Raw genomic sequence first — 23,235 nt, 5'->3', positions numbered from 1 at the left:
CCCTCGCCCGCTTGCGGGAGAGGGGTTGGGGTGAGGGCCGTCGCACGGCCTGAGCGCTCTTCGGCGACGACAGGATGCGCGATCCTCAAGCGCCCAGTTGCTCCCTCACCCAGCCCACGATCGCCTGTGCCGGCATCGCGCCCGCCTGTCGCGCGATCTCCTGACCGTCCAGGAACAGCAACAAGGTCGGGATGCTCCGGATCCCATACCGTGCGCTCTGCTGCGGCGCGGCCTCCGTATCCAGCTTCACGAACCTCACCTCCGGCAGCATCGCCGCCGCCTGCTCGAAGTGCGGCGCCATCATCCGGCAGGGTCCGCACCACTCGGCCCAGCAATCGACGACGACCGGCAGCTCGGTCCCCGCGATGAACTTGTCGAAGACCTCCGGCGTGAGGTCCATCGGCTTGGCCTGCATCAACGCCGTCCCGCAGCGCCCGCAGTCGGGCGACTCGGCCAGCCGCTCGCGCGGCACGCGGTTCTTCGCCCCGCAGGACGGGCAGACGATGTGCAGGCTGGTCACGCCCGTGGCGGGGGTACTGGAGGTATCCATGAAAGCTCCTCGATGAACGGACGCGATCCGACACGGTCCGCGCGTCGATGACCATCACGGCGGGCGTCGGCAAGTCAGGCGGCAAATCATGTGCCATCGCGCGCCGTCGCGCATCGCCCGAATGGCGCGCGCGCCACGCTCGGCGGCAAGGTATGGCGATTGCCGCCCTCCTGTCGACACGACTCCGGCCACACGGCCGTTCCATCGAAAGGAATCGAGATGCCTGCATACAAGGACGACGGAAAACTTTGGGTCCTCGTGGCCGACGAGGGCGTGGCGCGGCTGCTGCGTCTGCCGGAAGAAGGCGGCGACCTCGAGGACGTCACCACGCTGACCGATGCCGCCGCCCATGCCGACAAGGCCGACCTGCGGCGCGACGCGGAGGGGCGGCGGGGGAACTCGGTCACCTCCTCGGCCGGCGTGGACGAGCTGCATCAGGAAGCCATCGGGTTCGCGGCACGGGTGGCCCGGACGCTGGACGACGGCTTCAACAACGGGGAGGTCACGGCGCTGCGCATCGTCGCGGCCCCACGCTTCCTGGGGCTGCTGCGCAAGGCGATCAGCCCGCAGATCGCGAAGATCGTGCTGGACGAGATCAACGTGGATGTCGTCCATGAGAGCCTCGGCGAGCTCACCACACGGCTCTTCCCGGAACGGGACTTCCGGAGGCAGAAGATCTGAGCACAGCGACGGCCCTCACCCCAGCCCTCTCCCGCGCAGCGGGAGAGGGGGCAAGTCCTGACCCCCGCTCCCGCGCGGTGGGAGAGGGGGCCAGGCCTGGCTCTGCTCGACCGCCATGGCATTCGTCCGGGGACCGCGGCGGTGGGGCGCTTGGGCCCCTGCTGAACGGCGATGGGCGGTCGTTTTTCACGGTGGGGTCATGCTGTAACTCTTTGTCAAAGCGATGACATAGAGGCCACCCAGAATGGGGACACCACGCGGCGTTGGGGCCGCCGTGGTCACCTCTCATGCCCACCACGCATCTGCAACCGCCCGACCCGCTGAGCATCGCCCTGTCCGCCATCATCCGCGACGGGGCGCTCGACATCCACTTCCAGCCGCTGGTCGAGGTCGAGCGCGCGCACATCCTCGGCTACGAGGCCCTCACCCGCGGGCCCGCCGACACGCCGCTGCACTCGCCCCTCGTGCTCTTCGAGACCGCCGCCCGGCTGGGCCGCCTGGTCGAGCTCGAGCGCCTCGTGGTCCGGCGCGCGCTGCGCCGCTTCAAGGAGCTCAACCTCCCCGGCCAGCTCTTCCTGAACCTGACCGCCGACACCCTGCTCGCCACCAGCGACCGCGGCGCGCTCATCGCGCGCGAGTTCGCGCAGCTGGACCTGCCGGCGTCGCGCGTGGTCATCGAGCTCACCGAGACCCGCCCCATCCTCGAGCCCGAGCGCCTGCAGGACAGCATGCGCAGCCTGCGCGAGCTGGGCTTCGTCGTCGCGCTGGACGACCTGGGCGAGGGCTTCGCCAGTCTGAAGCGGTGGATGGACATCCGCCCGGACTTCGTGAAGATCGACCGCCACTTCATCGACGGCATCGCGCAGGAGCCGCTCAAGCAGCAGTTCGTGCGCTCGATCCTGGAGATGGCCGCGACCTCCGGCTGCACCGTGGTCGCCGAGGGGCTGGAGCAGCTCAGCGACCTGACCGTGCTGCGCCGCCTGGGCGTGCCGGTCTGCCAGGGCTACCTGCTCGCGCGCCCCAGCGCGGCCCCGCGCGCCGCGCTGCGGGCCGAGGTGGACGCGCTGCTCGCCCCGGAGCACCGCCGCCGCAACGCCGACTGGGTGCGACTGCCGCCGGACGCGATCACCACCGCCGCGCAGCTCGCGCGCCGCAGTCACACGGTCACGCCCAAGCTCAACTGCCAGACCGTGGCCGACATGTTCCAGCGCGACGAGCAGCTGTTCTCGATGCCGGTGCTGGACGACTCGAACCGGCCCATCGGCATCCTGCGCTCGCTGCAGGTGCTCAAGCGCAGCGCCGAGCGCTACTTCATGGACATCCACGAGAAGCGCCCCTGCACGGCGCTGATGGATCCGCATCCGCTGATCTTCGACGCCGGCACCTCGCTGCGCGAGATGAGCGAGGCCATCGCCAGCCTGGACGACCGCCTCATGGTCGACGGCTTCATCGTGACCCGCAACGGCGAGTACTTCGGCACCGGTCGCAGCACCGACCTGCTCAAGGCGGTGTCCGACCTGCAGGTCCACAGCGCCCGCTACGCCAACCCGCTGACGCTGCTGCCCGGCAACGTGCCCACCGACCAGCACCTGGACGCGCTGCTGCACGAGGGCCGCGAGTTCGTCGTCGTGGCCTGGGACATCGACCACTTCAAGCCCTTCAACGATGTCTACGGCTATGCCGCGGGCGACGACATCATCAAGCTCTGCGCTCAGATCCTGCAGACGGCCGGCGATCCGGAGCTGGACTTCGTCGGCCACATCGGCGGCGACGACTTCGTGATGGTGCTGGGCTCGCCCGACTGGACCGCCCGCATCACCCGCGTCTGCCGCGAGTTCGACCGCCAGGTCCGGCCCTTCTTCTCCTCGGAGCACCAGGGGCTGGGCGGCTACGTGACGCTCAACCGCCAGAACCAGGAATCCTTCAACCCGCTGCCGACGCTGAGCGCGGGCGTGATCCTGGTGCAGCCGGGCGCCTTCGAGAGCGTGCGCGCCCTGTCCGCCGCGCTGGCCGAGCCCAAGCACGTCGCCAAGTGCGGCACCGGCCCGAGCCGCTACTTCGTCGATCGCCGTCGCGGCCTGCCCGCCGCCGCGGACGAGGCCGTCGAGGCGCCGCCCGCCGCCGAAGCGGCCTGACGGGGGCGCGGCGGGGCGCCGCCCCTCGGCGGGGCGCGGGGGTCGGGCGGCCGGGTGGGCGCTCCTCGTCCCTGCTGACAGGAACGATCCTGCGGCGCCGGCGCGGTCATGGCCGCGCTCCTAGAATCGACTGGGTGAACACCCCTCTGTCCGCCGCGCTGCCAGCGACACCCCGACCAGCCCTGCATCCGCAGACCAACGCGGATCTGCACTGCCACTCGACCGTGTCCGACGGCACGCTCGCGCCCGAGGCGCTGGCCGAGCGGGCCAAGGCCAACGGCGTGGAGCTCTGGGCGCTGACGGACCACGACGAGGTCGGCGGCCAGCAGCGCGCGCTGGAAGCGGCCCGCGCGATCGGTCTCCCCTATCTCACCGGGGTCGAGATCTCCGTGACCTTCGCCGGCAAGGTGGTGCACATCGTCGGCCTGGGCTTCGACCACCACGATCCGCGCATCGTCCAGGGCCTGCGCGAGACGCGCGGCGGACGCGGCGCCCGCGCCCGGGAGATGGCCGAAGGGCTGGCCCGGGTCGGCATCCCCGGCGCCTACGAGGGCGCGCTCAAGTACGCCGGCAATCCGGAACTGATCTCCCGCACCCATTTCGCGCGCTTCCTGGTCGAGTCCGGCCATTGCGGCGACGTGCCGGAGGTCTTCCGCCGCTTCCTGACCGAGGGCAAGCCCGGCTTCGTCCCGCACCGCTGGGCGGCGCTGGGCGACGCGGTGCTCTGGATCACCGGGGCCGGCGGCCTGGCGGTGATCGCGCACCCGGGCCGCTACGGCTTCACGCCGACCGAGGAATACGCGCTGATCACCGAGTTCATGGCCCACGGCGGCCGCGGCATCGAGGTGGTCACCGGCAGCCACACCACCGCCGACGCGGTCCAGTACACGGCGACCGCGCTCGAATTCGACCTGCTGGCCTCGCGCGGCTCGGATTTCCACAGTCCGGAGGAGAGCCGCGTCGACATCGGCCAGCTCGACGAGCACCTGTCGGGCAAACTCAAGCCCGTGTGGAACGCGCTCGAACACCGCATCCACTGGCCGGACTGATCGGGTCCCGAGGACCCGCCGGACCGATCTCCCGGCCCCCCGCGGCATCCGCCGCCCCGGCGCGCACGCCGATTGCCCCACGCGAGGACCATGGCCCAGACCTTCGAAGTCCACCCCGACAACCCGCAGGCCCGCTTCCTGCGCCAGGCGGCGCAGATCCTGGCCCAGGGCGGCATCGGCGCGATCCCCACCGACTCCAGCTACGCGCTGGTGTGCAAGCTCGACGACAAGGCCGCCGCCGAGGCGCTGCGCCGCATCCGTGGCGTCGACGAGAAGCACCACATGACGCTGCTGTGCCGCGACCTCAGCGAGCTCGGCAGCTACGCGCGCGTCGACAACAAGCAGTACCGGATGATCAAGCTGGCCACGCCGGGCCCCTTCACCTTCATCCTGGAGGCGACCAAGGAGGTCCCGCGCCGGTTGTCGCATCCGTCGCGCCGCACCATCGGCCTGCGCGTGCCCGACCATCGCGTGACGCAGGACCTGCTGGCCATCATGGGGCAGCCGTTGCTGGCGACCACGCTGATCCCGCCCGGCGAGCACGAGCCCATCAACGACCCGGCCGAGATCACCGCCCGCTACGACAAGCTGATCCAGCTCATCATCGACGCGGGCGCCTGCGCGATGACCCCCACCACCGTGGTCGACATGACCGAGGACCCGCCGGTCCTGGTGCGCCGCGGCTGCGGCGATCCGGCCTGCCTCGGGCTGGCGCTGCAGGAAGCCGACGCCGAGGAGTGAGCCCGCCCCACCGGGCGCACCAAGAAAAAACGCCGGCAAGCGCCGGCGTTCTTCATGGGGCGCGCGAGGCGCCAGGCGCGACGAGGTTCACACCGCGGCGGTGATGACGATCTCGATCTTCCACTCCGGCTTGGCCAGCTTGGCCTCGACGGTGGCGCGCGGCGGCGTGTGGCCGGCCGGAACCCAGGCGTCCCAGGCGGCGTTCATGCCGGCCAGATCGGCCACGTCGGCGATGTAGAGCTGCGCGCGCAAGATCTTGGTCTTGTCGCTGCCGGCGCGGGCCAGCAGCTTGTCGATCATGGCGAGGACCTGCTCGGTCTGACCCTTGACGTCGGCGGTGGCGTCGTCGGGGACCTGGCCGGCCAGGTAGACCACGCCGTTGTGCACGGCCATCTCGGACAGGCGGGGACCGACGTCGAAGCGTTCGATGTTGCTCATTTGCTGTGGTGCTTGGGTTTGGAATGCTTGTGGGAATGCCCGTGGCCGTGGCCGGTCTGCGGGGCGGCCGGAGCGGCCTTCTGGCCGAGCTTGCTTTCGGTGCCGGCCATCAGCTTCCTGATGTTGGGTGCGTGGCGCCAGATCAGCAGCAGGCTCATCAGGGCGATGGCCGGCAGCTCGGGCCCGACGCCCCAGACCAGCATCTGCAGCAGCGGCGCGGCGACGGCCGCGGTCAGCGAGGCCAGCGACGAGTAGCGGAACACGACCGCCATCGCGATCCAGACCGCCAGCGTGCCCAGGCCCAGCCAAGGGTTGATGGCCAGCAGCACGCCGGCCGCGGTGGCCACGCCCTTGCCGCCCTGGAAGCGGAAGAACACCGGGTACAGATGGCCGATGAACGCGGCCAGGCCGACCAGCGCCGCGCTGCCCTCCTCCAGGCCGTACGGGGCGCCGTACTTGAGCACCAGCAGCACGGGGACCACGCCCTTGAGCGCGTCGAAGACCAGGGTCAGGATGGCCGCGGCCTTGTTGCCGGAGCGCAGCACGTTGGTCGCGCCCGGATTGCCGCTGCCGTAGCTGCGCGGATCGGACAGGCCCATCAGCCGGCTGACGATCACCGCGAACGACAGCGAGCCGATCAGATACCCGGCCAGCACGGCCAGGACGAGGAACAGGGTGTCTTGCATGGGGCGCTATTCTGCCCCGGACTTCAGCGCGCACTGGACGGGGCGCGCCGCGAGCAGCTCCGTCAAAACCCGGGGTTCGAGGCTGACCAGATAGCCGCGCCGGCCGCCGTTGATGAGGATGCGCGGCAGCTCGAGGATGGTCGATTCGACGAACACCGGCATCGCCTTGCGTGTCCCGAACGGGGAAGTCCCGCCGACCATGTAGCCGCTGTGGCGCTGCGCGACGTCGGGCTTGCAGGGCTCGACCTTCTTGCAGGGGATCTGCCGCGCGAGCTCCTTCAGGCTGACGGTGCAGTCCCCATGCATCAGCACGATCAGCGGCTGCGCCTTCTCGTCCTGCATCACCAGGGTCTTGACCACCTCGTGCTCGGCCACGCCCAGCTGCTTGGAGGACTCGCCGGTGCCGCCGTGATCGACGTAGTCGTAGACGTGCTCACCGAAGGCGACCCGGTGCTGACGCAGCACCTGGGTCGCCGGGGTCTCGCTGACATGCGCGGATTTCTTGCTCATGGGGACGGATTGTCGGCGCGACCCCGGGCCGCGCGCTTGTACGAGCTTGCGCTCGGTGGACGCTCGGTGGCGCCTGACGACGCCTCGCCGCGCGTCACCGGTCTTCACCGGTCTTCACCGGGCTTCACTGCGCCGGGTCGCGGATCTCCCAGCGGATACGGTCGATGCGGGCGAGCGTCTCGGCGTCGAGCCGGACGCTCATCGCGGCGATGTCCTCGTCCAGCTGCGCCGCGCTGGTCACGCCGATCAGCGTGCTCGCGGTCTGCCAGCGCGAGGCGACCCAGGCGATGGCCAGCGTGGACGGGCTGAGGCCCAGTTCCGCCGCCAGCGCGCTGTAGCGGCGCGCGGCGGCCAGGGTCTCGGGTCGCGCCCAGCGCTGCTTCTTCATGCCGTCGAAGATCGCCAGCCGGCCCGGCTTGGCCGGGTCGTCGATGCCCAGCGCGTCGTACTTGCCGCTCAGCACGCCGAAGCCCAGCGGCGAGTAGGCCAGCAACCCGACCTGATGCCGGTACAGCGCCTCGTCCAGGCCGTTCTCGACGATGCGGTTCACCAGGCTGTAGGGGTTCTGCACCGACGCGATGCGTGGCAGGCCGTGCTGCGCGGCCAGGCGCACGAACTCGCCCACGCCGTAGGCGGTCTCGTTGGACAGGCCGACGTGGCGGATCTTGCCGGCGCGCTGCAGCTGGGCCATGGCCTCGAGCTGTTCGTGCATGGACGCGACACGGCGGTCCTTGGACGGATCGAAGTAGACCGCGCCGAACATCGGCACATGGCGCGAGGGCCAGTGGATCTGGTACAGGTCGATGGTCTCGATCTGCAGGCGGCGCAGGCTGTCCTCGCAGGACTGCACGATCTCGGCGGCCGTCAGGTCGGGGCTGGCGTCGCGGATCCAGTCGTAGCCGCGCAGCGGGCCGGAGACCTTGGTCGCGATGACCAGTCGCTCGCGCAGACCGGGACGGGCCCGGAGCCAGCGGCCGATGATCTCCTCGGTCAGACCGAAGGTCGCGGCCTTGGCCGGGACCGGGTACATCTCGGCGATGTCCAGCAGGTTGATGCCGGCGGCGACCGCGCGGTCCAGCAGCGCCTGGCTGCCGGCCTCGTCGACCTGCTCGCCGAAGGTCATCGTGCCCAGGCCGATCCGGCTCACCGACAGGTCGGATTGGCCGAGGGTGACGCGTTCCATCTTCTTCTCCAGGTGAGGGCCGCGCCCTCGTCAACCGGGCGCGGCGGCCGGCCAGTGTGCATGAGGCCGCGCCGTCGCCGTGCGATCCCTCGCCCCGGCTTTACGCATCGGAGCGTTGCCAGTCTGAAATTATTGTTTTACAGTAATTTCTTGCCGATCCACGGTAATGACCTGTCTGTCGCCTCCGCATGAAAGACGCCCCTGCTTCCCCCGCCCTGCCCGCCGGCCTGCAGCGCATCCGCTGGATCGCGCACTGCGTGCGCACGATGGCCCTGGTCGCGGTGGCCGTGCTGATCGGCTTCCACACCGTGTTCTGGACGGACGCCAGCATGGTCGCGGAGTCCATGCGCAAGGACTTCGGCTCGGTGGGCGCGCTGCAGTTCGACGCGGGCGCGCGGGCCTGGGGCTTCGTCGCCAACCTCCCGCAGGCGCTGCTGACGCTCTTCGTGCTGGTCACGCTGTGGCGCCTGTTCGGCGCCTACCTGCGCGGCGCGATCTTCACCGAGGCCTCCACGCGCCATCTGCGCCGCATCGGCCAGTCGGTGATGCTGATGGCGCTGGTGATGCCCCTGACCGACAGCGCGACCATCCTGGCCCTGACCGCCGGGAATCCGCCGGGCCAGCGGGTGCTCTGGCTCAACCTGGGCAGCCAGCACTACATCGTGCTGCTGGTCGGACTGGTCCTGACGGCCGTCGCGCTGGTGATGCGCGAGGCCCAGCGCATGGCCCAGGAGAACGCCGAGTTCATCTGAACCCGGCGCGCCCACGAGGATTCCTGCCCCATGCCCATCGTCGTCCGACTCGACGTGATGCTCGCGCAGCGCAAGATGCGCTCGAAGGAGCTCGCCGAGGCCATCGGCATCACCGAGGCCAACCTCTCGCTGCTGAAATCCGGCAAGGTGCGCGGCGTGCGCTTCGACACGCTGTCCCGCATCTGCGCCGTCCTGCAGTGCCAACCGGGCGACCTGCTCGTCCATGAACCCGGCGACGAGCCCACCGGAGACGGCGATGACGGCCAGTGACCGCCATTCGACCGCCGTGGACATCGCCTCCCCGCCCATGAGCCTCGGGACCCTCGCGATGGCATCCGCCACGACCGCCTCGCCCCTCGCGAACACCTTCGGCGCGGCGCCACGACGCGGCCGCGGCGTGGTGATCACGGCGGTCGTGGCGCTTCACGTCCTGCTGGGACTCTGGCTGCAGAGCTCGTGGCATCGCGGCGCCCCCCATGACGACCAGCGCCGCTCGTCGATCCGCATGGTGACGATCCAGCTGCCGCCGCTGCCGAAGGAAGCGGCCCCACGCACAGAGGCGAAGCGCGCGGTGACGGCCAAGGCAACACCTGCCCCTAGCTCGAGCACGAACACGGACCCGCGCGAGGAGGCGACGCCCCGCCATCACGCACCGATCGCGATACCGCCCGACGAGCCCCGCACAACGCTGGTCCAGCCATCGCCGGAGACGCAGGTGGCGACCTCGCCGCCGCCGGCCGCCTCAGGGCCCAGCGGTCGGGACCTGATGTACGGCGCCGCGACGCAGCGCGCGATCCGCCAGGGCACGCAGGGGCAGCCGCTGCTCAGCGAGCGCGCCGACCAGGCCAATCAGGCGCCGGAGCGCGTCGAGGCCTCCGCGAAGCTGGGCAAGGAGATCATGAAAGGCGCGACCACCGACTGCCTCAAGGGCGAGTTCGCCGGTGCCGGCATGGGCCTGCTGAGCGCGCCCTTCCTCCTGCTGGCCGAGGCCCGCGGCAAGTGCCGACGCTGATCGGCCGCGCCAACCGCGTCGTTGAGCCCATGTCCGGTCGCGCGCTCGGCCCATCGCGGCGTCCCCTTCACCGGTGACCGGGCCCCGGTCAACCGCGCCTCGCGCGGCCCCGTTCACCCTCGGTCCGTTCGCGCGAGAACGCGCCCCGGCGCCGATCCGATTCCAGGGAGAGTTCCAGAAGTGACTTCCGCCTCACGCCCATTCGACAGGCAAGACCTGACCCCCACGGGCGAATCCGCCCCGCCGCCCGCGCCGATGCGCGTCCTCGCCTCGATGGCGTCGGTCCCCGCGCCACGGCGCCGCGCGTCGGCGTCGTTCCTGGCGATGGCGCTCGCCACCGCGATGACCGCCGGATTCGGCGCTCCGTCGGCGCGGGCGGCCGAGTCGTCGGCCGAGGCGGCATCCGCGCCGACCTCCACGGCCACCGCGACGGCCTTGCCCACCGTGCAGACCGACATGAAGCGCGGCACCTTCATGCCCTACAAGACGCTCAACGAGATCCTGAGCAAGCTGCGCACCGAGGGCGAGGGGCTCTTCGTGACGCGCTTCCAGCTGCACGACCTGAAGGAGCGCGACAAGCCGCCCGCCGCCGGCACCAAGCTCGCGCTGATGAGCGACGAGGAGTACATCCCCATCCCCATCGACGAGAAGGGCCGCTTCGACTTGCCGACCTTCTCCGAGGCTAAGGCCAAGGGGATGGAGCTGGGCAGCAACACGCCGCCCAAGTCCATGGGCATCCAGCTGAGCATCGACATCGCGACGCCGCCGGAGCAGCTGGACATGAACACCGTGCGCCGCATCGTCACCGTGGGTCAGCGCCTGCGCGGCGAGCTGCTGCCCTGGTACCTGCGCTGGCTGTTCCCGCAGATCGACGGCGTGATCATGTGCAGCGATCAGCCGCAGTGGGCGCTGGAATGGCCCGAGGGCGGTCAGCGTCTGCGCCTGGACCTGCCGGTCGATCCCAAGATCCGCGAGTCCGGCACGCCCAAGGACCAGCCCTCGCGCCCCTGCACCGCCCTCACCGGCCAGGAGCAGTGGCCCGACGGGGCCCGACTGATGCCACCGGCCGGCGGCAACACCAAGCTGTGGGTGCTGCTGCGCAAGACGCGCCCGAGCTGAGCGCTCAGGCCGCGCGTCCCGCCGCGCGATCGGCCTCCAGCTGCCGCAGCACGCGGCGCTGCAGCTTGCCGGTGGTCGTCATCGGCAGGCTGTCGAGGAACTCGATCTCCTTCGGGTACTCGTAGGGCGCGAGGCGCTGCCGCACGAAGTCCTGCAGTTCCGCCGTGAGCTGCGCGCTCGGCTGGCGTCCCGGCGCGAGCACGATGAACGCCTTCACCAGCGCGCCGCGCTCGGCGTCGGGCTTGGGCACGACGGCCGCGTTGGCGACCGCGTCGTGCTTGACCAGGCAGTTCTCGATCTCCCCCGGCCCGATGCGGTAGCCCGCGACCTTGAACTGGTCGTCGGCGCGGCCCTCGTACCAGAGGTAGCCGGCCTCGTCGGCCCGGGCCATGTCGCCGGTGCGGCACCAGCTGTCCATGGGATCGCCGGTGAACTTGGCCGCGGTCGCGGCCTCGTTGCGCCAGTACCCGAGGAAGAAGATCGGATCGAGGTCCCCGTGTCCGTCGCGCCGATGGACCGCGATCTCGCCCACCTGCCCCGGCGGGCAGACCTGTCCCCGGTCGTCGATCACCGCGACGCGATGGCCCGGATAGGCGCGGCCCATGCTGCCCGGCCGCGCGGGCCACAGGCGCTGGCAGTTGCCGACCACGTAGTTCATCTCGGTCTGGCCGAACATCTCGTTGACGGTGACGCCCAGCTCGCGTCCGACCCACTCGAACACCGCGTCGCCGACGGCCTCGCCGGCGCTCATCAGCGCGCGCAGGTGCAGGGTGTAGCGCTCGCCTGGATGCGGGATGGCCTTCATCATGGCCTTGAGCGCGGTGGGGAACAGGAAGGTATGGGTGACGCGGTACTGCTGCATCAGCTCGAAGGCCTTCTCGGGAGAGAAGCGCCCCTGGTAGCCCAGGATGGGCCGGCCGAAGCTGAGCACCGGCAGCAAGCCGTCCATCAGTCCGCCGGTCCAGGCCCAGTCGGCGGGCGTCCAGAACACGGCGTCGCTGCGCTGGGCCGGGTCGTGGGGATCGAAGCCGAACCAGTCGTGGCTGGCGATGAAGCCGGTCAGGTTGCCGAGCAAGGCGCGTTGCGGGAGCAGCGCCCCCTTGGGCGCGCCGGTCGTGCCGCTGGTGTAGATGAGGATGGCGGGATCGTCGGCCGCGTTGTCGCGGGCGGCGAAGCGGGCATCCTCGGCCTGCAGCGCGGCGACCCAGTCGGACTCGCCCTCGCGCGCGTCGGACGCGCCAACGACCAGGACATGGCGCAAGGCCTGGCACTGCGCGCGCACCGCGCGGACGGCCTCGAGCGCACCGCCGTCGACGATCGCCAGACAGGCCTGGCTGTCGTTCAGGCGGTACTCCAGCGCCTCCGGACCGAAGAGCATGGACAGCGGCATCGCGATCGCGCCGAGCTGGTTGATCGCAATGTGCGCGGCGGCGGTCTCGAAGCGCTGCGGCAGCACGAGGGCGACGCGGTCGCCGGCCTCGACGCCCAGGCGCTTGAGCGCGTTGGACAGCCGGTTGGCGGCACGCTGCAGTTGGCCGAAGCTGTACTGGGCGCGGCAACCGCTGTCGCTGTCGAAGAGGATGGCGGGGGCCTCGGGGGTCTCGCGGGCCCAGCGGCCGCAGCAGAGCTCGGCGATGCTGAGCTTCTCCGGCACCTGCCAACGGAAGGCGGCGTGGATGTGCGAGTAGGCGTCGACAGGGGCGCCACGCGGCGGCGCGGAAAGAGCGATGCCGGCGGCGGCGCCGGCATCCGGGGCGGTGGTGCCGGCCATGGCGACTCTCCATCCTGGACTGGAACAAGAGCGTGGATGCTAGCGAGCGGGTCCCGCATGGTCTTCATGGAAAGCCCGTAGCGCCGGCTCGTGCACCAAGGGCGCGCTCCGGGCACCGTGGCGAGGCGCCGCGCGGGCGAGGGGCTCGAGGGGCGCGTCCTACACTCGCCGACTATGCCCATGAAGTTTCTGCACAACCCCCGCTGCTCCAAGTCGCGCGAGGCGCTCGCCCTGCTGCAAGCCCGGGGAATCGCGCCCGAGGTGGTCGAGTACCTCGTGACCCCCCTCTCGCTGCCTGAGCTCCAGGCGCTGCACGCCCGGCTGGGCGGCCCGGTCCGCGCGATGCTGCGCGACGGTGAGGACGACTATCGCGAGCTCGGCCTGGCCGATGCCTCGCTCAGCGACGAGCAGCTGCTGCGCGCCGTCGCGGAACGCCCCAGGCTGATGCAGCGCCCCATCGTGATCGACGGCGACCGCGCGCTGATCGCCCGTCCGCCGGCGCTGCTGGACGACTGGTTGAAGTGATCGGGCTGTCGGCGCTGGCGTGCCACGGCCCTCACACGGCGCGGCGCAATGAAGCCCCTCTCCCATGAAGTGGGAGAGGGGTTGGGGTGAGGGCGGTGGAAGCTACGCAGAGCCTTTCCGGATTCCACTTCGAGGGGGGCTCGCTGCGTGCATCGGCCCTCACCCCAACCCCTCTCCCGCGCAGCGGGAGAGGGGCTCCACGCGGCGGGTTCCGGACGCTCAGCGCGGCGCGGCCAGATCCGCGAAGAAGCGCGCCGGCGGCTTGCCGACGGCCTTCTTGAACATCGTGATGAAGGCCGTGACCGACTCGTAGCCGAGCTGTTCCGACACGCGCTGCACCGGCACGCCGTCGGCCAGCAGCCGCATCGCGGTCACCAGGTGCAGCTGCTGCCGCCAGCGCCCGAAGGTCAGGCCGGTCTCGCGCCGGACCAGCCGCGCGAGGGATCGCTCGCTCATCGCGACCAGATCGCCCCATGCGGCCAGCGTGCGCCGATCCGAGGGATCGTCGGCCAGCAGCTTCGCGATGCGTCGCATGCGCGGATCCTCCGAGGTCGGCACGTGCAGGCCCTCGACCGGCATCCGCGCCAGCTCGTCCAGCAGCACCAGCGCCTTGCGCCCCACGGGGCCGTCGGACTCGTAGTCCCAGGGCTGCTCGGCCATGTCGAGGATCAGCTCCCGCACCAGCGGCGAGAGCTCCAGCGCGCAGCAGCGCTCGGGCAGGCGCACCGCGCCGGGCTGGACGAACAGGTAGCAGAGCTGCGCGCGCGCGGTGGCGCGCACGCTGTGCGGTGTCTGCGACGGGATCCAGATCGCCCGCAGCGGCGGCGCGATCCACACCGCATCGGGCGCCTCGCAGGTGACGCCCCCGCTGGCCGCGAAGACCAGTTGGCCCAGCCGATGCGCATGCACCGGCACCTCGCTCTTCTGCTCGCCCGCATCCAGTCGCCAGCCCGCGACCAGGCTGCGCACATGGCGCTCGTCGAAGCCGGCGAGGACGGCGTCGAGCTGGCGGGTTCGGGAGGTCTTCTGCATCTTGGCCGGATTCAGCGATCAGGCGTCAGATTATCCAAATTCAGCCGAGGCGCTTCCCGGTAACTTCACACCTCCCCATCACCGTCTCCTGGAGCCGTGCCGTGAGTTCCGATCTGGCCGACCGATCCCTTTCCGAGTTTCCCGCCGCCCCTCGCACCGCCCTGCTGCTCATCGGCCTGCTGCTGGTCGCGACCAACTTTCGCGGCCCGGTCACCGGCGTGGCGCCGGTGCTGGGCCAGTTGCGCGAGGCCTTCGCGCTGTCGCCCGCCGAGGCCGGCCTGCTGACCACGCTGCCGCTGCTGGCCTTTGGCATCGTGTCGCCGTTCGCGGCGCTCTTCGCACGGGAGTACGGACTGGAGCGCTCGCTCTTTGCGTCCTTGCTGCTGATCGCCGGCGGCGTGCTGCTGCGCTCGGCGGGGCTGGCGTGGTGCCTGTACCTCGGGACCGCGGTGATCGGCGTGGGCATCGCCGTCGGCAACGTGCTGCTGCCCAGCCTGGTCAAGCGCGACTTCCCCGCCCGGGTGGCGACCATCACCGGCGCCTGCGCGCTGACGATGGGGGTCTCGGCCGCGCTGATGTCGGCGGCGGCGGTGCCGGTCGCGGCGCACGCCGGCTGGCAGATGGCGCTGGGCATGGCGCTGGTGCTGCCGGTGCTGGCCGCGCTCGTGTGGAGCCGGCAGCTGTCGCAACGCAGCGCGCCGGCGCCCGGCACCGCGTCCGCGCCGCACGGCGGACCGGTGTGGCACTCGGCGATCGCGTGGCAGGTGACGCTGTTCATCGGCACGAACTCGCTGCTGTACTACCTGGTCATCGCCTGGCTGCCGACCATCCTGACCGCGGCCGGACTGTCCGCCACGACGGCCGGCTCGCTGCACGGCGTGATGCAGCTGGCGACGGCGGTGCCGGGGCTGTTCCTCGGGCCGCTGATCGGGCGCTTCAAGGATCAGAAGCTGATCGCCGCGCTGCTGAGCGCCCTGCTCGGCCTGGGCCTGCTGGGCCTGGCCTTGTGGCCCGCCGCGGCGACGCTGTGGGCGGCGATGTTCGGCTTCGCGTCGGGCGGCACTTTCGTGCTGGCCTTGATCTTCATGGGCTTGAGGACCCGCAGCCCGCAGCAGGCGGCCACGCTGTCGGGCATGGCGCAATGCGTGGGCTATCTGCTCGCGGCGGGCGGTCCGTCGGCGGCCGGATGGCTGCACGACGCGATCGGCTCGTGGACCGGCGTGCTGCTGATCGCGGCCGCGATGTCCGTGGTGATGGGCGTCTGCGGCGTGCTGGCGGGGCGGGACCGCACGATCGGCGGCGCGAGCTGAGCGTGATCAGTCGCCGGCGCGCTCGCCCAACTGGGCGAGCGATTCGCCGGTGACGCGGCACAGGCGCCAGTCCGGCATGATCGTCGCGCCCATCTTCTCGTAGAAGCGGATGGCGTTCTCGTTCCAGTCCAGCACGCACCACTCGAAGCGGCCATAGCCGCGCTCGACGGCGACCTCCGCGAGGCGGGTCAGCAGGCGGGTGCCGAGTCGCGCGCCGCGATGGGCGGGCTGGACGTAGAGGTCCTCGAGGTAGAGGCCGGGCTTGGCGAGGAAGGTCGAGAAGTTGACGAAGGTGAGCGCGAAGGCGACGACGGTGCCGCTCTCGTGCTCGGCGACCATGGCCTCGGCAACGGGACGCTCGCCGAAGAGATGCGGATGCAGCTTCTCCGGCGTGACTTCCATCAGATGCGACAGGTTCTCGAAGTCGGCGAGCTCGCCGATCAGCCCGACGATGGCAGGGACGTCGGCGGGACGGGCGGGGCGCAGGGTGTAGGGGGTGGACATGGTCGGCGGGGGTTTGGCAGAGATCGGTCGGCGCGGAGGGTACACCCGCGACGAGAACGCCCTGCGCTGCCCCTCGCCCGCTTGCGGGAGAGGGGTTGGGGTGAGGGCCGGTGCAGGCAGCGAGCGCGAAATCGGTGGGGAGCGCGGATCCGCGAGACCGCCGGGCTCTGGGGCTCTGGTGTGCCACGGCCCTCACCCCAACCCCTCTCCCACTTCGTGGGCGAGGGGCTCAAGGGCCATTCGCTTCATACGCCCGCCCGTTGTCTCCATGGCGAAAGCGTTTTCCCCTGCTCCGCCCTACAGTGCTCATCCATGAGCCCTGCCCCCTCCTCCGCCGACTACACCGTCCGCCGCGCGCCCCGCAGCGAGTTCCTCACCCTGCGCGGCCTTCGCTACCACCTGCTGCGCTGGGGCCCGCCGCCGGACGGCACGCGGCCGCTGCTGGTGATGGTCCACGGCTGGATGGACGTCGGCGCCTCGTTCCAGTTCATGATCGACGCCTTCCACGAGGATCGCAGCGCCGTCGCCATCGACTGGCGCGGTTTCGGCCTCACCGACGGCAACGGCGGCGATTCCTACTGGTTCCCCGACTACCTCGGCGATCTCGACGCGCTGCTCGATGCGGTCAGCCCGGATGCGCCGGTCGACCTCGTCGGCCACAGCATGGGCGGCAACATCGCGATGAGCTACGCCGGCGTGCGCCCCGAACGGCTGCGCAAGCTGGTGAACCTCGAGGGCTTCGGCCTCCCCGAGACCACGTCCGACATGGCGCCGGGCCGGCTCGCCAGCTGGCTGGACGAGCTCAAGACCCCGCAGCAGCTCAAGACCTACGACGACGTCGAGGGCGTCGCGCAGCGGCTCATGAAGACCAACCCGCGCCTGAGCGCCGACAAGGCCCGCTGGCTCGCGCCGCGCTGGTCGAGGCAGGCGGAGGACGGCCGCTGGCACATCCTCGGCGACCCCGCACACAAGCGGACCAACCCCGTGCTGTACCGCAAGGCCGAGGCCCTCGCCTGCTGGTCCGCGATCACCGCGCCGACGCTGTGGGTCGAGGGCAGCGAGACGCGCCTCTCGCAATGGTGGGGCGACCGCTATCCGCGCGAGGACTTCGACACCCGCTTGAGCGTCGTGAAGGACCTCCAACGCGTCACGCTCCAGCAAGCGGCGCACATGATGCACCACGACCAGCCCGAGGCCCTCGCCCGCGCCGTCCAGGAATTCCTGGGCTGAGCGGACTCAGGCCGTGGTGGCCCGGCTCACCACCGCCGCCTGATACGCCTCGATGAACTCCGCCGGCATCCGCTTCGGCCGCCCGCCACTGATGTCGATGCAGACGAGGTCCCACTTGCCGCGCATCAGCGTCTGTCCGTCGCTCAGGCGGCGCAGCTGGAATCGCCGCTCCATCGACAGCTTCCCGTCCCCCGCCGTCAGCCAGGTCCCGAGCACCAGCGCCTCGCCCTCGAACGAGGGCAGCAGGTAGTCGTAGCCGCCATGGCGGATCGCCATCGCGCGGTCGAGCCGCCGGTAGTCGTCCAGGTCCAACCCCAGCGCCACCGAGTGCGACCACCCCACCTGCTCGCACCAGCGGACGTAGACCGCGTTGTTGGTGTGGTTGAGTCCGTCGATGTCCTCGGCGCGCGGGCTGACCGCGAGGCAGTGCGGCGTCGGATAGTCCCAGCCCGTGGCGAGCGCGTCCGCGCCCGATGCGTCAGGGGCCGAGGCGCCGGACGCGCCGGTCGTGGTGGAGGAGGAAGGAGTCGCGGTCATCGCGGGGAAGGTCCCGGAAATCGTGGAAATCCGACCGCCGAGGTCGGGGTGCGCCAGCTTAGCGCCGCGGATTGGGCAGAATGCCGCCCTTTTCCGGCGACGTCCGTCGCCTGCGCGACCTGCGCCCGCTCGCCGGGCCGCGTCGCGCGTCGCCCTCCGTCGTTCCTGCCCCCGCTGCTGCCGTCGTCCCCATGGAAAACATCATCGTCACCGAAGAACTCAAGGCCTACATCGATCCCCTGACCGAGGACGAGTACGCCTCGCTGGAGCGCAGCATCCTCGCCGAGGGCTGCCGCGACGCGCTGGTGCTGTGGGGCGACATCCTGATCGACGGCCACAACCGCCACAGCATCTGCACCAAGCACGGCCTGCCCTTCCAGACCATCCAGAACACGCGCTTCAAGTCCATGGAGGACGTGCACCTGTGGATGATCGACCAGCACCTGGGCCGCCGCAGCGTCTCGGACTTCCAGCGCGGCGTGCTCGCGCTGCGCAAGAAGGAGATCATGGAAGCCCGCCGCCTGGCCGTGCTGGACGACCCCACGCCCGACGCGACCGCCGCGGCGATCGAGGCCCCGGCCAACGCCAGTGACGCCGCCGTCCCCGCCGCGCCGCCGCTCAAGAGCCGCGAGGCCATCGCCCGCGCCGCGCGCATCAGCAGCGCGACCGTCGGCCAGATCGAGAAGATCCAGAAGGCCGCCGCGCCGGAGCTGGTCGCCGCGGTGAAGTCGGGCGAGGTCTCCATCAGCGCCGCCGCCGTCATCGCCGAGCTGCCCGCCGAGGAGCAGGCCGCCGCCGCCGCCGGCGGCAAGAAGGAGCTGCGCCAGGCCGCGAAGCGGGTGCGCGAATCCAAGGTCGGCAAGAAGGCCGCCGGCGACGCGGTCGCCGAGGCCGCGGTCGCCGTGCTGGACGTCCCCGTCAACGAGGACGGCGAGCTGGAGCAGGATCCGGCCGTCGCGCTGCTGCGCGCGCAGGTCAAGGCGCTGCAGGAAGAGAACGTCGCGCTGCGCGCCCAGGTCTCGGACCTGCAAGGTCAACTGGCCGCCGCCAAGTTCGCGAACGCCGGCTGACTGCCGGCTGACGACAGCGCCCCGGTCCGGACGCGCCGGATCAGAAGCCCGAGATCCGACCGCCGCGATCGGCGCGCTCGGGCTGGGCGGAGAGGTCCGGTGGCAGCTCCCGCGCCTCCGCCTCCCGCCGGTTCATGACCCCGGCGTAGACGACCACGATCAGCACGTAGACGATCAGCGCGCCCTGCGAGCCGACCCAGAAGCTGAACGGCCAGCCGAAGAACTCGAACGACAGCGCGCGGGCGAAGTAGGCCACCCCGAAGGTCACCAGCGCCCACACCGCCAGCAGGGCCGCCGTGAGGCGCCAGGTGCCGCGCGGGAAGCGCCTGGCGGCGCGGGGAACGGGGGTCTCGGAGGCCATCCCGCCATTGTTGGGGAGGCGCCCCGTGGCGCCATGAGAAAATACCCGGTTTCGACCGCCCGCCGGGGGGTCGCACCGTCGTCTAAGAACACACCATGGACATCGAGCAAATCAACGCGATCGGCACCGCTCTGGCCGATCTGCAAGCGCGTACTGACGCGCTCCGGGGGTACCTTTGACTACGACCGCAAATCCCTGCGGTTGAACGAGGTCAACGCGGCTCTCGAGAACCCCAACGTCTGGAACGACCCCAAGCGCGCCCAGGAACTGGGCAAGGAGAAGCGCACCCTCGACAAGGTCGTCGAGACCATCAACCACCTGACGTCGAATCTCTCCGACAACCTCGAGCTCTACGAGATGTCGAAGGAAGAGAACGACATCGTCGGCCTGCAGACCATCGAGGCCGACTCGGCCAAGCTCACCGAGATGGTCGAGGAACTCGAGTTCCGCCGGATGTTCAACAACCCGGCCGACCCGAGCAACTGCTTCATCGACATCCAGGCCGGCGCCGGCGGCACCGAGGCCTGCGACTGGGCCGGCATGCTGCTGCGCCAGTACCTGAAGTACTGTGAGCGCAAGGGCTTCAAGGCCGAGGTCGAGGAACAGACCGACGACGAGGTCGCCGGCATCAAGAGCGCCACCATCAAGGTCGAGGGCGAGTACGCCTTCGGTCTGCTGCGCACCGAGTCCGGCGTGCACCGTCTGGTCCGCAAGAGCCCGTTCGACTCCTCCGGCGGCCGCCACACCAGCTTCGCCTCGCTGTTCGTGTACCCGGAAGTGGATGATTCGATCGAGATCGACATCAACCCGTCGGACGTCCGCACCGACACCTACCGCGCGTCCGGCGCCGGTGGTCAGCACATCAACAAGACCGACTCGGCGGTGCGCCTGACCCACATCCCGACCGGCATCGTGGTGCAGTGCCAGGACGGCCGCAGCCAGCACAGCAACCGAGACGTCGCCTGGAAGCGCCTGCGCTCGCGTCTGTACGACCACGAGATGAAGAAGCGCCAGGCCGAGCAGCAGAAGCTCGAGGACAGCAAGACCGACGTGGGCTGGGGCCACCAGATCCGCTCGTACGTGCTGGACCAGAGCCGCATCAAGGACCTGCGCACCAACGTCGAGATCTCCAACACCCAGAAGGTGCTGGACGGCGACCTCGACGCGTTCATCACGGCGTCCCTGAAGCAGGGCGTGTGATGCGCCAGGGGCTCCCGCGGAGAGGGGGAGCCCCTGCCCTCGACACCACAAGAAATCACTCGGTGCGCGAGCACCCATCCCACAAGGAAGCCCGCCATGCGTGAAGGCACTGCCACCCTGATCCGCCGCGAGGACTACGTCGCGCCGATCTTCTGGATCCGTACCGTCGACCTGTGCTTCGACCTCGATCCGGCCAAGACGCTGGTCACCAGCAAGATGCGCCTGGAGCGCAACGCCGCGGTGGCCCACGGCCCGCTGCGCCTGCATGGCGAGGAACTCAACCTGCTGCGCGTGCTGATCGACGGCGAGAGCGTCTCCTTCCGCCAGGAAGGCCATGAGCTGATCATCGACAACGTCCCCGACGCCGATTTCACGCTCGAGATCCGCAACACCTGCGCGCCCGAGAAGAACACCGCGCTGTCCGGCCTGTACACCTCCGGCGGCGGCTTCTTCACCCAGTGCGAGGCCGAGGGCTTCCGCCGCATCACGTATTTCCTGGACCGCCCCGACGTGATGGCGGTCTACACGGTGACGATGCGCGCCGACAAGGCCAAGTACCCGGTGCTGCTGTCCAACGGCAACCTGCTGGAGACCGCCGAGCTCGACAACGGCCGCCATCTGGCCAAGTGGCACGACCCCTTCCCCAAGCCCAGCTATCTCTTCGCGCTGGTGGCCGGCGACCTGGTCGCGCGCGAGCAGCGCGTCCGCACCCGCGGCGGCAAGGACCATCTGCTGCAGGTCTTCGTCCGCCAGGGCGACCTGGAGAAGACCGAGCACGCGATGAACTCGCTGATCGCCTCGGTCGTGTGGGACGAGGCCCGCTTCAAGCTGCCGCTGGATCTGGAGCGCTTCATGGTGGTCGGCGTGTCCGACTTCAACATGGGCGCGATGGAGAACAAGGGGTTGAACATCTTCAACACCTCGGCGCTGCTGGCCTCGCCCGCCACCGCCACCGACGCGGACTTCCACCGCATCGAGTCCATCGTCGCGCACGAGTACTTCCACAACTGGACCGGCAACCGCGTCACCTGCCGTGACTGGTTCCAGCTGTCGCTCAAGGAAGGCCTGACGGTCTTCCGCGATCAGGAGTTCAGCCAGGACATGGCCGCGACGCCCAGCGCGCGCGCCGTCTGCCGCATCCAGGACGTGCGCGCGCTGCGCGCCGGCCAGTTCCCCGAGGACGCGGGCGCGATGGCCCACCCGGTGCGCCCGGACCAGTACGTCGAGATCAACAACTTCTACACCGCCACCGTCTACAACAAGGGCGCGGAAGTGGTGCGGATGTACCAGACCCTGGTCGGCCGCGAGGGCTTCGGCAAGGGCATGTCGCTGTACTTCGAGCGCCATGACGGCCAGGCCGTGACCTGCGACGACTTCGCGCAGGCGATCGCCGACGCCAACCCCGGCTCCGCGCTGTCCACCCGCCTGGACGCGTTCAAGCGCTGGTACTCGCAGGCCGGCACGCCGCGTCTGCAAGCGCGCGGCCAGTACGACGCCGCCGCGCAGACCTACACGCTGACGCTGCAGCAGATCACGCCCGCCACGCCGGGCCAGGACGGCAAGCAGCCGCAGGTGATCCCGGTCGCGCTGGGCCTGCTGAGCCGCGAGGGTCAGGCCTTGCCGCTGATGCTGCAGGGCGAGGACGGCGCCGCGGGCGCCACCGAGACCGAGCGCGTCGTGGTGCTGGACGCGGCCGAGCAGCAGTTCGTGTTCATCAACGTCCCGAGCGAGCCGGTCCCGTCGCTGCTGCGCGGCTTCTCCGCGCCGGTGGTGCTGGACGACGGCCTGGGCGATGCCGAGCTGCTGACGCTGCTCAAGCACGACAGCGACGCCTTCAACCGCTGGGAAGCCAGCCAGCGCCTGGCGCTGGCGCGCATCCTGGGCGCCGTGCGCGGCGGCCAGAAGCTGACGCTGGACGCGGCCTACCTCGACGCGATGCGCGCGGTGCTGCGCAACCCGGCGCTGGATCCCGCCTTCAAGGCGCTGGCGCTGCAACTGCCGGACGAGGCCTACATCGCCGAGCAGCTGGCCGAGGTCGATCCGCAAGCCATCCACGCCGCCGTCGAGGCCGCGCAGACGCAGCTCGCCACCGCGCTGCAGGCCGACTGGGTCTGGGCCTTCGAGGAGCACCAGATCGCCGGCGGCTACCAGCCCGATCCGGTCCAGAGCGGCAAGCGCGCGCTGGCCAACCTGGCGCTGTCCATGCTGGTCCTGAACGCCACCCGCAACGGTGACGGCGTCTGGCCGGGCCGCGCGTACCAGCGCTTCAAGGACGCCGGCAACATGACCGACCGTCTGGGCGCGCTGGCCGCGCTGGTCCACGCGCAGGCCGAGCTGGCCGACAGCGCGCTGGCCCGCTTCCATGCGCAGTTCAAGGGCGACCCGCTGGTCATCGACAAGTGGTTCGCGCTGCAGGGCCGCGCCGCCGAGCATGAGGGCAAGACCTTCGCGCGGGTGAAGCAGCTGATGAAGCATCCCGACTTCACGCTGAAGAACCCGAACCGCGCGCGCAGCCTGATCTTCTCGCTGTGCATGTTCAACCCGGCGGCCTTCCATCGCGCCGATGCGGCGGGCTACGTCTTCTGGGCCGAGCAGGTGCTGGCGCTGGACGCGATCAACCCGCAGGTCGCCGGCCGTCTGGCCCGCGTGATGGACCGCTGGACCGCCCTGGCCCAGCCCTATCGCAGCGCCGCCCGCGAGGCCATCGTCCGCGTGGCCGCCAAGCCCGACCTGTCCAACGACGTGCGCGAGATCGTCGAGCGCGCGCTCGCGCTGGACCCGCGCCCGGCCGCCGAGCCGGCCGAGGCCGCCCAGGGCTGACGAGGCCACCCCGGCGTCG

Annotated in this window: 24 protein-coding genes; 14 read left to right on the top strand and 10 right to left on the bottom strand. The window is 70.6% G+C overall.

Features of this window, described 5'->3' with window-relative positions; translation table 11 throughout:
* Positions 1 to 85 precede the first annotated feature (85 nt).
* A complete protein-coding gene (trxC, locus tag MCHT01_RS22400) occupies positions 86 to 550 on the bottom strand; it encodes a thioredoxin TrxC (RefSeq protein WP_174549074.1) in 465 nt (154 codons plus the stop codon).
* A gap of 219 nt (positions 551 to 769) precedes the next feature.
* Between trxC and MCHT01_RS22395 the strand changes: the two genes are divergently transcribed.
* From MCHT01_RS22395 to MCHT01_RS22380, 4 genes are all read left to right on the top strand, one after another.
* Positions 770 to 1,231: a host attachment protein gene (locus MCHT01_RS22395; protein WP_084453226.1), complete on the top strand. Its 462-nt coding sequence runs from the start codon at positions 770 to 772 to the stop codon at positions 1,229 to 1,231.
* Between the two features lie 287 nt (positions 1,232 to 1,518).
* Positions 1,519 to 3,366, top strand: coding sequence for a GGDEF domain-containing protein (locus tag MCHT01_RS22390; RefSeq protein ID WP_067068957.1), 1,848 nt, complete (start codon positions 1,519 to 1,521; stop codon positions 3,364 to 3,366).
* A gap of 182 nt (positions 3,367 to 3,548) precedes the next feature.
* A complete protein-coding gene (locus MCHT01_RS22385) occupies positions 3,549 to 4,415 on the top strand; it encodes a 3',5'-nucleoside bisphosphate phosphatase (protein WP_067069022.1) in 867 nt (288 codons plus the stop codon).
* Between the two features lie 90 nt (positions 4,416 to 4,505).
* On the top strand, positions 4,506 to 5,156 hold the full coding sequence (locus MCHT01_RS22380) for an L-threonylcarbamoyladenylate synthase (protein ID WP_067068955.1): 651 nt from the start codon (positions 4,506 to 4,508) through the stop codon (positions 5,154 to 5,156).
* An 87-nt stretch (positions 5,157 to 5,243) separates the two neighbouring features.
* On the opposite strand, the gene MCHT01_RS22375 is transcribed toward MCHT01_RS22380, so the two are convergent.
* The 4 genes from MCHT01_RS22375 to MCHT01_RS22360 all read right to left on the bottom strand — a co-directional run bounded on the left by MCHT01_RS22375 (position 5,244) and on the right by MCHT01_RS22360 (position 7,973).
* On the bottom strand, positions 5,244 to 5,594 hold the full coding sequence (locus MCHT01_RS22375; protein WP_067068952.1) for a RidA family protein: 351 nt from the start codon (positions 5,592 to 5,594) through the stop codon (positions 5,244 to 5,246).
* On the bottom strand, positions 5,591 to 6,280 hold the full coding sequence (gene plsY, locus MCHT01_RS22370; RefSeq protein WP_067068949.1) for a glycerol-3-phosphate 1-O-acyltransferase PlsY: 690 nt from the start codon (positions 6,278 to 6,280) through the stop codon (positions 5,591 to 5,593). The genes MCHT01_RS22375 and plsY overlap by 4 nt, the downstream gene beginning before the upstream one ends.
* A gap of 6 nt (positions 6,281 to 6,286) precedes the next feature.
* Positions 6,287 to 6,790 (bottom strand): aminoacyl-tRNA deacylase, encoded by a 504-nt coding sequence (locus MCHT01_RS22365; RefSeq protein ID WP_067068946.1) that lies wholly within the window; start codon positions 6,788 to 6,790, stop codon positions 6,287 to 6,289.
* Positions 6,791 to 6,914: 124 nt separating this feature from the next.
* A complete protein-coding gene (locus MCHT01_RS22360) occupies positions 6,915 to 7,973 on the bottom strand; it encodes an aldo/keto reductase (RefSeq protein WP_067068944.1) in 1,059 nt (352 codons plus the stop codon).
* 188 nt (positions 7,974 to 8,161) lie between these two features.
* Here MCHT01_RS22360 and MCHT01_RS22355 point away from each other — a divergent pair, with 188 nt between their 5' ends.
* The 4 genes from MCHT01_RS22355 (at position 8,162) to MCHT01_RS22340 (ending at position 10,856) form a co-directional block, all read left to right on the top strand.
* Positions 8,162 to 8,725 (top strand): DUF2975 domain-containing protein, encoded by a 564-nt coding sequence (locus MCHT01_RS22355; RefSeq protein ID WP_067068942.1) that lies wholly within the window; start codon positions 8,162 to 8,164, stop codon positions 8,723 to 8,725.
* A gap of 30 nt (positions 8,726 to 8,755) precedes the next feature.
* Positions 8,756 to 8,995 (top strand): helix-turn-helix domain-containing protein, encoded by a 240-nt coding sequence (locus tag MCHT01_RS22350; protein ID WP_067068939.1) that lies wholly within the window; start codon positions 8,756 to 8,758, stop codon positions 8,993 to 8,995.
* The gene (locus tag MCHT01_RS22345; protein WP_067068936.1) at positions 8,982 to 9,737 is read left to right on the top strand and encodes a hypothetical protein; all 756 of its coding nucleotides are present in this window, start codon (positions 8,982 to 8,984) and stop codon (positions 9,735 to 9,737) included. The genes MCHT01_RS22350 and MCHT01_RS22345 overlap by 14 nt, the downstream gene beginning before the upstream one ends.
* 255 nt (positions 9,738 to 9,992) lie before the next feature.
* Positions 9,993 to 10,856, top strand: coding sequence for a hypothetical protein (locus tag MCHT01_RS22340; RefSeq protein WP_067068933.1), 864 nt, complete (start codon positions 9,993 to 9,995; stop codon positions 10,854 to 10,856).
* Positions 10,857 to 10,860: 4 nt separating this feature from the next.
* Here MCHT01_RS22340 and MCHT01_RS22335 read toward each other — a convergent pair whose 3' ends face one another.
* Positions 10,861 to 12,627 (bottom strand): acetate--CoA ligase, encoded by a 1,767-nt coding sequence (locus MCHT01_RS22335; RefSeq protein ID WP_084453224.1) that lies wholly within the window; start codon positions 12,625 to 12,627, stop codon positions 10,861 to 10,863.
* Positions 12,628 to 12,807: 180 nt separating this feature from the next.
* Here MCHT01_RS22335 and arsC point away from each other — a divergent pair, with 180 nt between their 5' ends.
* Positions 12,808 to 13,152 (top strand): arsenate reductase (glutaredoxin), encoded by a 345-nt coding sequence (gene arsC, locus MCHT01_RS22330; RefSeq protein WP_218017934.1) that lies wholly within the window; start codon positions 12,808 to 12,810, stop codon positions 13,150 to 13,152.
* Between the two features lie 219 nt (positions 13,153 to 13,371).
* On the opposite strand, the gene MCHT01_RS22325 is transcribed toward arsC, so the two are convergent.
* On the bottom strand, positions 13,372 to 14,184 hold the full coding sequence (locus tag MCHT01_RS22325; protein WP_067068927.1) for an AraC family transcriptional regulator: 813 nt from the start codon (positions 14,182 to 14,184) through the stop codon (positions 13,372 to 13,374).
* A gap of 101 nt (positions 14,185 to 14,285) precedes the next feature.
* Here MCHT01_RS22325 and MCHT01_RS22320 point away from each other — a divergent pair, with 101 nt between their 5' ends.
* Positions 14,286 to 15,494, top strand: coding sequence for an MFS transporter (locus tag MCHT01_RS22320; RefSeq protein ID WP_245643553.1), 1,209 nt, complete (start codon positions 14,286 to 14,288; stop codon positions 15,492 to 15,494).
* Between the two features lie 6 nt (positions 15,495 to 15,500).
* Here the strand turns inward: MCHT01_RS22320 and MCHT01_RS22315 are convergent, their stop codons facing one another.
* Entirely contained in the window at positions 15,501 to 15,998 is a 498-nt protein-coding gene (locus tag MCHT01_RS22315; protein WP_067068925.1) for a GNAT family N-acetyltransferase, read from the bottom strand.
* Positions 15,999 to 16,310: 312 nt separating this feature from the next.
* Here MCHT01_RS22315 and MCHT01_RS22310 point away from each other — a divergent pair, with 312 nt between their 5' ends.
* A complete protein-coding gene (locus tag MCHT01_RS22310) occupies positions 16,311 to 17,228 on the top strand; it encodes an alpha/beta fold hydrolase (protein ID WP_067068922.1) in 918 nt (305 codons plus the stop codon).
* Positions 17,229 to 17,234: 6 nt separating this feature from the next.
* Here the strand turns inward: MCHT01_RS22310 and MCHT01_RS22305 are convergent, their stop codons facing one another.
* Positions 17,235 to 17,765 carry an acyl-CoA thioesterase gene (locus MCHT01_RS22305; protein ID WP_245643551.1) on the bottom strand — a complete coding sequence of 177 codons (531 nt, stop codon included), beginning with the start codon at positions 17,763 to 17,765 and terminating at the stop codon, positions 17,235 to 17,237.
* Positions 17,766 to 17,956: 191 nt separating this feature from the next.
* On the opposite strand from MCHT01_RS22305, the gene MCHT01_RS22300 reads away from it, so the two are divergent.
* Positions 17,957 to 18,835, top strand: a complete 879-nt coding sequence (locus MCHT01_RS22300; protein ID WP_067068919.1) for a ParB N-terminal domain-containing protein — start codon at positions 17,957 to 17,959, stop codon at positions 18,833 to 18,835.
* A 40-nt stretch (positions 18,836 to 18,875) separates the two neighbouring features.
* Here the strand turns inward: MCHT01_RS22300 and MCHT01_RS22295 are convergent, their stop codons facing one another.
* Positions 18,876 to 19,196: a DUF4212 domain-containing protein gene (locus MCHT01_RS22295; RefSeq protein WP_067068917.1), complete on the bottom strand. Its 321-nt coding sequence runs from the start codon at positions 19,194 to 19,196 to the stop codon at positions 18,876 to 18,878.
* A gap of 95 nt (positions 19,197 to 19,291) precedes the next feature.
* On the opposite strand from MCHT01_RS22295, the gene prfB reads away from it, so the two are divergent.
* Positions 19,292 to 20,396, top strand: a protein-coding gene (gene prfB / locus MCHT01_RS22290) for a peptide chain release factor 2 (protein WP_148661672.1) whose coding sequence is annotated in 2 segments (ribosomal slippage) — positions 19,292 to 19,372 and positions 19,374 to 20,396 — 1,104 coding nt in all. Because the reading frame shifts where the segments join, the coding sequence is not laid out codon by codon here.
* Positions 20,397 to 20,492: 96 nt separating this feature from the next.
* The gene (pepN, locus tag MCHT01_RS22285) at positions 20,493 to 23,216 is read left to right on the top strand and encodes an aminopeptidase N (RefSeq protein WP_067068914.1); all 2,724 of its coding nucleotides are present in this window, start codon (positions 20,493 to 20,495) and stop codon (positions 23,214 to 23,216) included.
* Positions 23,217 to 23,235 lie beyond the last annotated feature (19 nt).

Origin of the sequence: Mitsuaria chitosanitabida ATCC BAA-476 = NBRC 102408, assembly GCF_001598255.1 — a bacterium.
Taxonomy (GTDB): domain Bacteria; phylum Pseudomonadota; class Gammaproteobacteria; order Burkholderiales; family Burkholderiaceae_C; genus Roseateles; species Roseateles chitosanitabidus.
Note: the sequence above shows the minus strand (reverse complement) of the source record. Positions and strands in the feature narration are given on the sequence as shown.

What these genes read in the sequence shown, in the direction of transcription:
- trxC (WP_174549074.1), bottom strand. Translation starts at nt 550, where the DNA reads ATGGATACCTCCAGTACCCCCGCCACGGGCGTGACCAGCCTGCACATC.
- MCHT01_RS22395 (WP_084453226.1), top strand. Translation starts at nt 770, where the DNA reads ATGCCTGCATACAAGGACGACGGAAAACTTTGGGTCCTCGTGGCCGAC.
- MCHT01_RS22390 (WP_067068957.1), top strand. Translation starts at nt 1,519, where the DNA reads ATGCCCACCACGCATCTGCAACCGCCCGACCCGCTGAGCATCGCCCTG.
- MCHT01_RS22380 (WP_067068955.1), top strand. Translation starts at nt 4,506, where the DNA reads ATGGCCCAGACCTTCGAAGTCCACCCCGACAACCCGCAGGCCCGCTTC.
- MCHT01_RS22375 (WP_067068952.1), bottom strand. Translation starts at nt 5,594, where the DNA reads ATGAGCAACATCGAACGCTTCGACGTCGGTCCCCGCCTGTCCGAGATG.
- plsY (WP_067068949.1), bottom strand. Translation starts at nt 6,280, where the DNA reads ATGCAAGACACCCTGTTCCTCGTCCTGGCCGTGCTGGCCGGGTATCTG.
- MCHT01_RS22365 (WP_067068946.1), bottom strand. Translation starts at nt 6,790, where the DNA reads ATGAGCAAGAAATCCGCGCATGTCAGCGAGACCCCGGCGACCCAGGTG.
- MCHT01_RS22360 (WP_067068944.1), bottom strand. Translation starts at nt 7,973, where the DNA reads ATGGAACGCGTCACCCTCGGCCAATCCGACCTGTCGGTGAGCCGGATC.
- MCHT01_RS22355 (WP_067068942.1), top strand. Translation starts at nt 8,162, where the DNA reads ATGAAAGACGCCCCTGCTTCCCCCGCCCTGCCCGCCGGCCTGCAGCGC.
- MCHT01_RS22350 (WP_067068939.1), top strand. Translation starts at nt 8,756, where the DNA reads ATGCCCATCGTCGTCCGACTCGACGTGATGCTCGCGCAGCGCAAGATG.
- MCHT01_RS22345 (WP_067068936.1), top strand. Translation starts at nt 8,982, where the DNA reads ATGACGGCCAGTGACCGCCATTCGACCGCCGTGGACATCGCCTCCCCG.
- MCHT01_RS22340 (WP_067068933.1), top strand. Translation starts at nt 9,993, where the DNA reads ATGCGCGTCCTCGCCTCGATGGCGTCGGTCCCCGCGCCACGGCGCCGC.
- MCHT01_RS22335 (WP_084453224.1), bottom strand. Translation starts at nt 12,627, where the DNA reads ATGGCCGGCACCACCGCCCCGGATGCCGGCGCCGCCGCCGGCATCGCT.
- arsC (WP_218017934.1), top strand. Translation starts at nt 12,808, where the DNA reads ATGAAGTTTCTGCACAACCCCCGCTGCTCCAAGTCGCGCGAGGCGCTC.
- MCHT01_RS22325 (WP_067068927.1), bottom strand. Translation starts at nt 14,184, where the DNA reads ATGCAGAAGACCTCCCGAACCCGCCAGCTCGACGCCGTCCTCGCCGGC.
- MCHT01_RS22315 (WP_067068925.1), bottom strand. Translation starts at nt 15,998, where the DNA reads ATGTCCACCCCCTACACCCTGCGCCCCGCCCGTCCCGCCGACGTCCCT.
- MCHT01_RS22310 (WP_067068922.1), top strand. Translation starts at nt 16,311, where the DNA reads ATGAGCCCTGCCCCCTCCTCCGCCGACTACACCGTCCGCCGCGCGCCC.
- MCHT01_RS22305 (WP_245643551.1), bottom strand. Translation starts at nt 17,765, where the DNA reads ATGACCGCGACTCCTTCCTCCTCCACCACGACCGGCGCGTCCGGCGCC.
- MCHT01_RS22300 (WP_067068919.1), top strand. Translation starts at nt 17,957, where the DNA reads ATGGAAAACATCATCGTCACCGAAGAACTCAAGGCCTACATCGATCCC.
- MCHT01_RS22295 (WP_067068917.1), bottom strand. Translation starts at nt 19,196, where the DNA reads ATGGCCTCCGAGACCCCCGTTCCCCGCGCCGCCAGGCGCTTCCCGCGC.
- pepN (WP_067068914.1), top strand. Translation starts at nt 20,493, where the DNA reads ATGCGTGAAGGCACTGCCACCCTGATCCGCCGCGAGGACTACGTCGCG.